This window comes from Tolypothrix sp. PCC 7712, from assembly GCF_025860405.1.
In the GTDB taxonomy this organism is placed as follows: domain Bacteria; phylum Cyanobacteriota; class Cyanobacteriia; order Cyanobacteriales; family Nostocaceae; genus Aulosira; species Aulosira diplosiphon.
Genome location: NZ_CP063785.1, coordinates 1,460,393 through 1,472,719, shown reverse-complemented (window position 1 = coordinate 1,472,719; position 12,327 = coordinate 1,460,393). Strand labels below are relative to the sequence as shown.

Annotated in this window: 4 protein-coding genes; 1 reads left to right on the top strand and 3 read right to left on the bottom strand. The window is 41.0% G+C overall.

Annotation, left to right across the window (positions count from 1 at the left end; all coding sequences use genetic code 11):
• Positions 1–37: 37 nt before the first annotated feature.
• Positions 38–1,510 (bottom strand): IS66 family transposase, encoded by a 1,473-nt coding sequence (gene tnpC / locus HGR01_RS05825; protein WP_045868690.1) that lies wholly within the window; start codon positions 1,508–1,510, stop codon positions 38–40.
• Between the two features lie 81 nt (positions 1,511–1,591).
• On the opposite strand from tnpC, the gene HGR01_RS05820 reads away from it, so the two are divergent.
• Positions 1,592–5,983: an ATP-binding protein gene (locus tag HGR01_RS05820; RefSeq protein ID WP_045869358.1), complete on the top strand. Its 4,392-nt coding sequence runs from the start codon at positions 1,592–1,594 to the stop codon at positions 5,981–5,983.
• Between the two features lie 181 nt (positions 5,984–6,164).
• On the opposite strand, the gene HGR01_RS05815 is transcribed toward HGR01_RS05820, so the two are convergent.
• The gene (locus HGR01_RS05815; protein ID WP_096622035.1) at positions 6,165–11,510 is read right to left on the bottom strand and encodes a DEAD/DEAH box helicase; all 5,346 of its coding nucleotides are present in this window, start codon (positions 11,508–11,510) and stop codon (positions 6,165–6,167) included.
• 22 nt (positions 11,511–11,532) lie between these two features.
• The gene (locus tag HGR01_RS05810; RefSeq protein ID WP_045869359.1) at positions 11,533–12,327 is read right to left on the bottom strand and encodes an Rpn family recombination-promoting nuclease/putative transposase; all 795 of its coding nucleotides are present in this window, start codon (positions 12,325–12,327) and stop codon (positions 11,533–11,535) included.

Sequence of the window (12,327 nt, the reverse complement as noted above, 5' to 3'; positions counted from 1 at the left end):
ATTGCTTTAAGAGAAAACTTTTTGTAAGGATTCAGGTCTAAAATTGAGGAACTAGAGAAGGGCGAGACTGAGAATTAATAGAGTCAGCAATTAGTGCTTGTACAAAAAAATCAATAACAGACAGACTTTGACGACGACAGGTTTGAACCACCGTCAACAAATTGGCAGTATGTTGAAACCGCTCCATCGAACGGGAACCACCACTAACTTTACGTTTTGTCACAGCCAAACGCAGCGATCGCTCGGCTTGATTGTTATCAGGAGGAACTTCAGGGTTGTCAAGGAAATACCACCATTGGGAGGCTTTATCGCGCAAGGAACGTAAAAGGTTTCCTGCTGTAGCTCCGGCTAAGTTAATCCAGTCATCAAGTGTTTGTTGCAATTTAGATTTGAATTGATTGACCCAATCGTTATAACTGGCGCAGTCAAGAGTCTCAAACCATTGGGCATAATTTCCAAAAGCTTCATCAATTAAATCCACAAATGCTTCACCAATAGCTTGGTTGTGAAGACCTGGAAGTTGAATTAGTTTTTTGAAGTGACGGCGTAGATGAGCCAAACATTTCTGCTGCTCAGGCACCGCATAGCCATTGTAAACACTAAAATCATCGCTGCTGATTACCCCTGTATATTTAGCCCCTAAAATGGCTTCTAGTTCTGCTCTGGAACGAGTGTCAGCAGCAGTAAACAGGCAAAACTCAGAATTGGCAACTACCCACAACCATTCTTTAACTCCCTTGACAGACCAAGGTGTTTCATCCACATGAATGTTAGGTTGTGTCTGTTTTACCCAATTACTTAACTCAGTAATGCTTGGTTGAATCGCTGTTTGAATTCGTTCATTTGTGGTGACTAAAGTTCCCAGCCCAATTTCAATTTGACCTAACTCCCACAACATTTCTTGCTGTTTTTCATAGGGCATATGTGCATAATTATTTGCCCATCCTAAAAATGCCTGTAAAGAAATCCCTAAATCCTGTCCTGGGATGATATCTTGTGACCAGGAGGCTGTTTGTATATTGCCACAGTACTCACACTGGCACGTATGGCGTTGATACTCAACTATTTCAATGGGACGCTCCACTAGTTGCGCTACAGACTGTTTTTCTACTTTTACTGCCACAGCCGCAAACGCTTTTTGACCACAACAGACACAATCACTTGGACGTAAGATTTCACAACGATCTACTCTACCAAAACCCTTACGGGTCTTACCTTGATGCCCTGGTTGCCCACCTGGCTTTCTTTTGGGATGATTTGATTCTTCTTGCGGTGCTGCTTTTTTGTTTTCACTCTTTTTGAGGATGTCCCCTGATGGCGGCTTAGATGAGGTTTTGCTGTCTAAATCTCTGCTGACTTTTAAACGTTCTATTTCTTGCTGTAGTTCTAATACTGTTTTCTGTAATTCACCTATTACCTTGCTCTGCTCAATGATTATCTCTACCAGTTCTTGTTTCGATAACTGGTTCAAGCTTTCCCGGTCTAAATCTTGAGGCAGGTTTTGGTTCATATCTGTGATACTCCTCCTCAAGCGATCCCTTTGTCAATACTCTGCCACCTGAATCCTTACAACTTTTTCTTGAGAGTAAAGATGACCTCATTGGTTCATGGGCAGCCGATTAGTGCAGAAGAAATTGAGCGTATTGTCAGCCGAGAGTTTTCTCCGCAAACTTTTGTGCTTCTTTGTAATTCTATTGCATGGGCATCTGCTGGAAAAAAATGTTACTCGTTACCTTCATTTACTGAGCGCATATATGTTCCAGATAGAGGTAGGGATGCAGAGTGGACAGTAGAAATAGCGCCTACCCAAAAACACCTATCAGCTTTCTTAAGTTCTGGATGGAATGTTTATCAATATAAGCATCGTGATGTTTCCGCTCGGAATAAAGCAGAAATTTTTTCAAAGTTAAAGGCTGATTTAAAGGGCGCTCTCAAAGATTTTATTAACAGAAATAAACGCCAACCAAACAAATATGTCCTTTTTATCAACATACATTTAACACTTGATGAACAGAGTGAATTAAAAGCAAAAATTCTCGATGGTTACGATGAGACTGAGGTTGTTGCTGTTGAAGTAGTAGAAGCTGCACTTTTGGCAAGTGCTTTGAATAGTCTTCCTCAGTTACGATCAAGCTTCTTCTCAACGGCTAAATTTACCACATGGCAGAAAGCCTGGTTTGAGCATCATGAAAACAAGCAAATTTATGGTGCAAATATTTCTCTAACTGGGAGAGATGAGAAATTAAATGAGTTGCGGAAACTTGTTGATAATCCCAATATCCGAGCAATAGTACTTTCAGGAGCAAAGGATATAGGGAAAACGAGACTTGTACTAGAAGTAACAAAGCATCTTGCTATTGAGACTGTAATTGCTAAGAATCGTTCAATCGAAGTAAGTGATTTGCTTCATTTGGAATCTTCAGATTTACAAACGATAGTTGTTGTTGAAGATCCCGATCCTAGCAAGATTAAAGAACTGGTTAATCAGATACTTTCATCCACTAGCCTGAAACTTATAGTTACACTACCAACTTCAGAAAACTCACCTACTATTAATTTTGGCTTAGACGAGCGAGTAAAGAACCTTAAACTTTCTCCTCTCTCACAGGAGGAATCGAGAGAACTTCTCAAAGCTTCTAAAGCTGACTTTGACTATGGTATGGAGTCGTGGATTATCAAACAGGCTGGGGGTAATCCAGGGATAATATTACTAGCAGCCAAGCGAGGATCTGCTCTTAGAAAAGAACATGAAAGCTTTGTAGACCAAATTGCTATGGCTCTTGAGCAGGAAATTCGAAGCCTAATTGATAATTATGCCGTTGAAATTCTCAAGTTATTGAGTTTGCTAGAGTATGTTGAAATCGAAGGCAGAGCTAACAGAGAAATAAGAGTTTTATGTAAGTGGTTTGGACAAAAGTTTCAATCTGATGAAGTAACTAGAGCAATCAAGAGCCTAGCAAAAGCAGGTTTTTTGCAAATTCGAGGCTTGTACGCTGAAGTTACTCCTCCGCTACTTGCAAACCATCTTGCTGCTTCTTTACTCCAAGGTCGCCGTTCCGAGTTTTTAGCATTATTTGCTGATTTAAGTCAGAAAGAGCGATCGCGGTTGATTCAGCGACTACAAGAGCTACAATCATCAAAGATTGCTTGGTTCTGGAAAGAAATATTTGGCTCAAGTGGATTACTTCCAGACTTACCCACAGCACTTGCTAATCGGGAAATACTACACCTAGCAGCTTGTGCAAATCCAGATAAGACTATAAACCTTATTCAGCAATGTTTAGGATCTGCAACTTTTGAATATCTTAAATCTTTGCAATACTCACAACGAGATAGTTTAGTATGGGCACTTGAAGAACTAATATTTCGTGAAAGAACAAGTTTAAGAGCGCTCTATTATTTAGGACTGCTTGCCGAAACTGAGCCAGCTAATTACAACAACAGCAGTGCTACTAGCAAATTCTGCCAGTGCTTCCGTCCACTTCATCCACAAGTACCATTATCTCTCAAATACAGACTTGATCTGTTGAAGAAATTTGCATCAGCTAAAGCTACTGTCGCATCACGCCTACTTGCCATTGAGGTCATCAAGACTACTCTCAACCGATTGGGTTATCACTTTCTTCATGAGGGTAGAGGAAATCAACCCTTCGATCCAAGACCTCAAATGACTTGGGGAGATGTTTGGAGTTATCAAAAGTCTTTACTCACACTTCTAGTTGAGTTAGTCCAATCCGACGAGCCTCAAGTAGCTGATGCAGCAAGACTTGCACTTCCAACAGCGATTGCTGAATTCTCAATGCTCCAATTTTCACCAGAAATAACAGTTTCAGTATTCCAAACTGCTGTGGATTGGGTTACTAATCAACAAATTCCCTTAGCAATTTCCAAACTAGCTGATGCTCTACATTCTGTCTATGATTTTTATAAAAAAGATAATAATCAGTTCAATCCAGAAACGAGAATTGAAGTTGAAAAACTACTTGAAAATATCAATACTCTAATTGAGTCACTAAATACTGCTGAATTTGCAATTAGACTAAAACGTTGGGCAAGTAATTGGACAAGAAGCCATAATGATTATGAACTAGATGAAAATGGAAAACATATATATCGATCCGAAAAAGAAGCGCAAACACTTGCAGAAGAAGTAATTAGCAAGCCATCAGTTCTAACAACAGAACTACTAGAGTGGCTTTGTTCTGTGGAAGCACAAGAGGCACACAATTTCTGCTTCTGGCTTGGAAAGCTTGATTCTGAACGAAGATGGTTAGCGCAGATCGAACAACTTGGTATGAGAAAAGATGGTATTAATGTCTTTTCAGCTTACTTTGGGGGTTTAAGTCAGATTGATCGCCAGTTTGTCAGTGACTATTTGGATCAGCTTACACAGTCAGGTCAGGTTAAAGCTGAAGCAATAGTTTGTGCTACTCAGCAACTTGGAGGTGATATTACAGGGGTCAATCGAATGGTGACATTAATCCGAAACAAGCGCGTTGATCCCAAAGATGTTGAATACATCCTTGAACACGGCAAATGGCTTAACTGTCTTAATTCAAGCGAATATCTCTACTTGTTGGAAGCTATAGCAGGTTCAGATTTAGAAAATGCAGCAGCAGTGGTGAAATCTTTTTTCATTTGGCTCCATCCTGAAAAAGCAGTTGATGGAAAGCTGGCTGAGTTCGCCTGGAAGTGTTTAGAAGCAAGTGATACATCAGATCAAGATTACTATTTTGATCGGCTTGCCCTGCATCTTGTGCAGGCTAATATTGCACAGGGGTTCAGACTTCTAGAGCAATTACTTGTGAAACAACTGACAGAGTATAAATGCTGGAACCCAATTAATAGTAATCATCAAAGAGAATTTTGGGAGTTTCTATATAGTAATAATCGTAGACTTGCTATCTGCATACCCTTGAAAGTCGCTCTACAAGATACCCGAGAACATTCTTTTATAAGCTGGCATCTCCACAGAATAATTAATCAAGAAAAAGATTCAGACTTGCTAATAGAATTTGCACTTAATTCTGAAGAACAAGCTAGAAGTGTTTGTCATATTTTATCTATTCAAAAAAGCAATTTCTGGTATATTGCTTTTGCAATTATTACGCAATATCCTGAGAGTCAGGATATCAAAGATTTATTGTCTTATCTTGTTGTAGAACCTAATCTTTTCAAATCTCGATTGCAGTACTTAGAGAGTAGCGTCAACACGGTAGAGCAGGCATTGAGTGAAAGAAATCCACCATTTGCGGCTCGCCTTTGGTTGGAGGAACTTGCTTCAGAATTACGTATCAAAGTCAACGACGAATGCAATTCTCAACAAGTTGCAGATGTCAGTAGCCAATTACCTATTACAGATAGACGTATAGATGCTGAAAGAATTTGGGCAATAAGAAGGCTATTACGCGATGGAGAGATAGAGAAAGTTAGTCAGTTGCTTTTACAAGATGAATTACCCATCATTTTAGCTATGTCAGACTTATCAGATTCAGAAAAACAGCAACTCCAAAGCTTATTTAAGCTACAAGTTGAGCAGCCTGTGTCCTCAACTATTTCTAGTAAAGTATATATAGCATCTTTAGAAAAGCTTACCATCATGTCAGAACAATCGCCTATTTTTAATCAACAACACGCAACCATTGGGGTTAACTATGCTGCTGAAGGCAGTCAGCAGCAGTTTACACAAAATATCAACACAACTGAACAGAATTTTGAGGATTTGTTAACTCACTTCAAGCAATTTATCCACAATTTACAACAAGAATATCCAGATATTGCAAATGAAACAGATGCCTATCACATCATTGATGTCAAAGCGAAAGAACAAGCGTTAAACTGGCAAAAATTTCTGCAACTTAAACGCCTCTGGAATGGAGGTAAAAAGGCGGCAATCAAAATTAGCGAGCATTTTACAGAACAAAACCCTTGGGGTAAAGGTGCGATCGCTTTTCTCGAAGGTGTGATAGAAGAACCAAAATAAGAGAGATTGGAACAACGCCTACATTACAAGCTAAAAGTATTTCTCATATCATTTTACAGGCTATTTTTGTTGCAAACCTGTAATTAAAATTAAAGTATAGAGAAATATTTCAACTTAGCTAATTCATCTCGTATTGATGCAAGAGCGAAACAATAATGATTACAAATTATTAACTCATAACTCACAAACTCCCCAAAATTACTAACTTCCCTCCCCAATCCTCATCATGCCGCAGCGTTATGACAGTGTAATTTGTGTCGTATCTGAGATTATCCCGCTCAATTTGGTCTTGCTTGCGTTTATCAGGACTATCATGAACTGACCCGTCACAGAAAAGTGCGATCGCCTCCTGCTCATACACAAAATCTGGCTTACAGTTGGCTTCTGGAATCAACTTTTGGCCAGCATCAGGTAATTTATACCCGCGTTGATAAATCTCCTGTAACACCACGCGCTCAAAATCAGAGTTGGGGTCTGTTTGTTGCAGCAGTTTTTGATATTGCTGATCACGAGAAAGTCCTTTGGTTTGAGTAATAACGCTACTCTCCAGTAGTAGGTCAAGCCAGGGTTTAATTAGATGACGGTTTATCAGCGCATGGTCGAATTGGTTGCGGTAGGAAAGCAAACATTCATAACAAGCTTGAATACAACTTTCTTTTGGTTGCGTGAAATGACAAATATCTAAAGCCGCATCAGCAATTTTTTTAAATGCTTCTGGTTTTTCTAAAAGTTGAGATAATACGCCTGCGCCACCTTCAGCAGCTTCCCAGAAAAGCAGATATTTACCTGCACCTAGCCGTTCTGAATCAAGTTCATCAGCTTCTAATTTGTAGACGGCTTGGATTGCTGTTTCTAAAACATATTGCAGGGTAGTAATAAAAGCTTCTCTGTTATCAGCAGGAATATTTAAGGGTTCAACCACCAAGATATTACAAGTATCATCGACCATTAAATTAACTTCAGCGTGCAGGCTGTCAGGGGTTTGTTGAGCCTGTGGGTTTTTATTGTCCCCCCATACACCCGTTGTCGGATTAAGCTTAAATCCTCGGTCTTCTCTATTCTTCTTCAGTCCGCGATTAATTCGCCAGATGGTAGCAGTGGCTCCATAGGTTAACTTGAATAGTGGCGTAGCATCAGCAGCTTGGACGATCGCGGATTCTCGTTTTTGATTGGCGTAGCGGAAATGGGTTGTAATGTTGTAGCCGTACTTGAGCCGTTCTTCTTCGTCGCAGGTAATACGTTCTCGACGGCGAGCGATCGCAGTTTCCATTGGTAGCACACGAGTCAATTTAGCTACATTGTTATGAACATCAGGTTTAATTTCTAAACCACAGTTTTCGCAGGTATCACGAAAATCACCGTCGTGATAATAGCCACAATTAGCACAAACGCTCACCCGCTTATACTCGCCTTCAATACCACCAACAGGAACTTTAGTTTTGGCTACCATAAATTTACTGCCTTCATAGTAAAGAATATTACTAGGAGCAAATTCTCGTAATGCCATTGAGCGCGGGCGAGAAATGAATTCACCACCTTCACCAGCGGGAATAAATGCCCGGACTGGTAGACGGGGGAAGTTGAATCCTGGTAAAAATCCCTCGGCGGCAAAGTAGCGATAGGGATAAAATTCAAACTGGGAATTACTCTTGCCTTGGGTGTGTCCTACGAGGAGGTCAATTTGTCGTTGCGCTTCTCGTGACTGTGCTTCGGCGTTACTGCGTTCTTCCTGGGTGACATCACCTCTAGCAGAACGGTCAATGGTGCGGCGGGCAGATTCTAATTGTTTGACTGATTCTGTGTACAATTCTCGCCAACGCTTACAGGCGCGGTCAAAAGCATTCAGGGCGTTGTCAATAGTTAGCTGTAGCCAATTAACAGAATACCAGGAAGCTTTTTGCAAATCCTCTTGGCAGAAAAAGTCTGAGAAAATGGACTGAGTAGCTTGCAGACATTGGGCTAATTTGGCAGGGCTGAGGGTAAGTTGTTGGCGAATACTGTCTTTGAGGGGATAACCTTCTAGTTCCAAATCTAAGAGTTTATTCATGGAGTCTTCCAAGTAAACCCCAGTGTGTGCTAGCCAAATTGAATACACATGAGATTTAATTAAATCTTGGTTGGCTAGTTCTAGTTTTGGTGGAGCAACTACCCCAGCTACCATTTGATTTTGGCGTTTGAAAAAGTATTGGTCGTGACCGCTACCAATGGAAGCATAGGTAATTACTAAGGCTTCCTGCCCACTTCTACCAGCGCGACCACTGCGTTGAGCATAATTGGCGGGACTGGGGGGAACGTTCCGTAGATGGACAACGCTGAGGTCGGAAATGTCGATGCCTAATTCCATTGTCGGAGAACAGAACAATGCTGCTAATTGTCCTTGGCGGAATTTTTCTTCTCGTTCTTGACGGTCTTTATTGCTTACTTGTCCTGTATGTTCTCGCCCTTCCATTGTTTGGATTTGTAGGGCGTTGGTTTGGTAGAATCCTTGGAAGAATTGGTTAACAGATATACTTGTTTGATCGTTACCTTGCAAGCGACGCGATGTTAAAGGGTCGGTGGGAATTTCCTTGAGGTTGCTTGCTTTCCACAGTAGAGAACTAATTTGTAGCTGTACCTCAGATTTTTGTTGCACTAAATAGCCAGCGTCACATAAAGCACTAACTAAAGTGGTGATTAAGCTGTTAAATTCCGTATCTGTTAAAGGTTGGCTACGAAGTGACCAGGTATTAGGCGATCGCAAAAACCTTCCGATTTTACTTCTAGTGGTAAGCTTGACTTTGGCTCTCTCGCTACCACTGCTAATGGTTGCCCAAGTTGCTAAATGCAGATATTCGTTCTCGTCAAATACCCAAGGTTCTTTAATTATTTGAATAACTTCGCTTCTAAGTGAGTCTTTTTGGTCTGGTTGCAACAGTTTGGCATCAATGGCTAATTCTCGCCGCAGATGGTTGAGGAGTGCTTGTGTAATTACGAAACGTTGTTGGGGAGTGGCTTGTAGTAGCAGGGGATGGCGGTGTTTTTGCCAAAGGTTGTTGTCAGCACAGTCTTCTTGCAATCCGTCATACTCAATTACTAACAGTCCGCACTGTTCGAGGTTGGGTTGGACGATGCGCCATCCCCGACGCAAGTCTTCGTAAAGGCGGTATTCAATCAGTTTGCGAAATGCTTCTTCATTGCGCCGCTTACCACCACTAAATTCTGCTGGTTGCTTGGCGTAGTCGTTTTGAGTAATTCCCATGTACTGGATGACTACACTAGCTAATTCGCTGTGGGTAAGTTGTTGTTTAGCTTGAATTGCGCCTAAAAGTGCAGCCCGTAAAAAACTGGTTTGCACAAAATCATTGAAATGTCCGGCTTGTAAAGACGCATCTTGACGGTTATCGGTAAAGCTGAGAATTTTGGCAGCTTTGGCTTTTTCCCCTGTAAAGGCTTGCTTGAGGCGGCTGGTGGTAGAAAGGCAAAGCAAGGTAGTGGCGGTACTGCGTCCTTCACTGCTGAGGCGAGAGAGTTTGGTAAATTCGTTGCGCTTCTTGTCATGGAGTACGCCGCAGTTGAGACAGGTAAGAAAGGGTTTGGGAATAAACCAACAAGTGGTTCCTTGTAACAGAGAGGATGTAACTTTACCATTGGCTAGGACTTGCAGCTTACGAGGAATAAACGGCGCAAAGTCTTTTTTAGCAACCCGTCCTTTCTTTTTGGTTTCACTGAACCAAGAGTCAGGAAGTCTATCTTCATCGCCTGTATCCCATAGTCCTGGTTCATCTAGGGTAAGATAACCTTCCGTGATATCTGCATCGTCAGGACTGATATCTAATGCTGTGGGCAACTGGGGTAGGATGATGTGCTTATCGGCATCGTAGCGCACGACATAGTAATCCTGTCCGCATTCTCGGCAAAAAACCAGGGGATAAAGCAGGCGGTTATCGGTGGTTGTATATTGTCCTTCTAGGGTGAAATGGCGTTTGTCTCGATTTTCAATTGTGGCGTAAACGCTTCCCCCTTGGGAAATGAACTGATGCAGGCGAAATGCCAGTCCTTTGGTTTTGCTTCCCCAGAGGAACATCTGTTTGAGAACTGTTAAACAAGTTTCCTCTGGAAGCTGGGTTTGTTCGGCAAGTTTGGTTGCACCTGTTTCTAAACTAATGGGTTGACGGCGGACGAGATGCCCTTCTCTTGCTTCTAAACCGAAGTTCATCTCTATCCAATAGCTTAGGGGATGATTTTGAAATTCTGTTGGTGTCTGTTCTAAATCGCTTGGTAAGCCTGCCAAAATTGCTTGACGCAGTTGTTCAATGGTAGGTTCAGCACGTTGGATAGAACGTTCTAGAGTCTCATCAATGACGTTGCTGGGTTTGATTTCTACACCAAATAACTTACTAGCCACATCTGCTACTACCTGACGGCGTTGTTGACGAGAACCTTCCGTTGACATGGTGGCGCTGGTGCCAATGCAGAGTAATTCGTCATTACTTTTGCTGCGTTGCCGGAGTTTACGAATTAAGATGGCAACATCTGCGCCTTGTCGCCCTCGATAGGTATGTAATTCATCCAGTACCAAGAATTTTAAATTTGCAGATTCGACCAGTTTATTTTCGTGAGTGCGTGAGAGCATTAACTCTAACATCACGTAGTTGGTCAGCAAAATATGGGGTGGGTTGTTTTGAATTTCGGTTTTCCTGGTTAAACTTTCTTGTCCGGTGTATTGTTCGACGCGAATGTGAGTATTGGGAACTTGGCGTAAAAATTTGTCGAGTTCTTCTTTTTGGGAGTTAATTAAGGCATTCATGGGATAAACCAATATTGCCCTGACTCCGGAAATTTCGGGATGACGCAGTAAATCATCAAAAATAGGCACGACGTAAGTCATGCTTTTACCGGAACCTGTGCCTGTAGTGACAACGTAGGGTTCTTGGCGTTGTGCGGTTTCAAATGCTTGCTTTTGGTGGTAATGGAAAGTAAAAGGTGTACCGTCTTTTTTGCAGAAGTAGTTTTCGCTGTCTGGATGGAGGGTTTGCTGTTGTACTAATTCTTTGACTGTTGCACCTTTTTTATAGCTGGGATTGAGTTGTACTAGGGGATCTGTCCAGAGTTGTCCTTTGTCTAATTCTGCGTCTACAAATTCTTTGACTTTGGAGTCGCGGATTTTGAGGAAGCTTTCTATATAGCGGCGGTAGTCGCCAATTACTTCGTTGCGGAAGTTGAAAATATCGAGTTCATTCGTATTAGATAATTCGGCATTTGTAATTGAGGACTGGGGTTGAGTGTGTCCTAAGCGTTGATTAATCCATTCTTGAAGTTGGTGATTGAAAATTGAATTAACAGTAGATAAGTTGAGAATTTCTGAAAATTCTTGGAATTCCCAATCTTCAGGAATGCTGGAAAATAAAAGCGCTAGTTGTTCGGAAGTGACTGTTACCACTCCTGTACAATCTAGCAATGCTATTTTTTGGCTAAAAAATGTGCTAGCTGCTACAATTGCGCTTTCATTCTGTTGCAATAAATCCTGAAGTTTAATTGGGAGCTTCATCGGATATGTATTGTTGATATTTTTACATCGTTTGTACAACTTTTCTTACTTCTTCTACGTCTAGTTCTAAACGTTCAGAAATTTGTTGAATAGTTAAACCTAGTTCTAGGAAGATTGGGATCATTTTCAATTTTGTTTCCAGTTCACCTTCTTCCTTACCTTCTGCTTTGGCTTCTTGATAAACTCTAGTTTCTTTCAGCAAGTTTAAATTCAGCATGGCTTCTATCTCCTCGCGGCTTAAATTAGGAAACTTGTAGACTACGATTGTCTCTATAAATTCTAAAACTTTTCTTTGGATGAGAGTGTCTGTTAATTGTTCTTTAGCTTTATTAATTAGGGTTTTGGCTAATTCTCCGGCTTTATTTTCACTTTCTACAACTAAGCGGACAATTCCTATTCCCAGAGAATCGTCTGGTACATCGTCAAGTTCATCTAGGTAAAAGCGGCGTAGATGTGGTTCTAATAAAGAACGATAACGTTGGGGATAGGTACGTTCATTGCTGCGCTTGTCATAGATAACTATTGCGAACCAATCAGGGTTAGGGGGCTGATATTGGGTGAAGTAAAGGAATATACTGGTGAATAGTCGATCATAAAATTCTTCATCTTTGTAAAACTGAACCTCGATAAAGTACAATGCTTCATTAGGGAATTCTGCAAATGGAGAAAATACCCCATCTAATCGGAAGCTTTTTTGTTTAATTTCTGGTGCAATAAACTCATATATATTGGTGTTAGTATCTGGTTTACCAATGATTTCAAAAAAGATGTTGGGAAATTCTTTAAATATTTCGTAGAAAATTGCATCTGTTTTCAT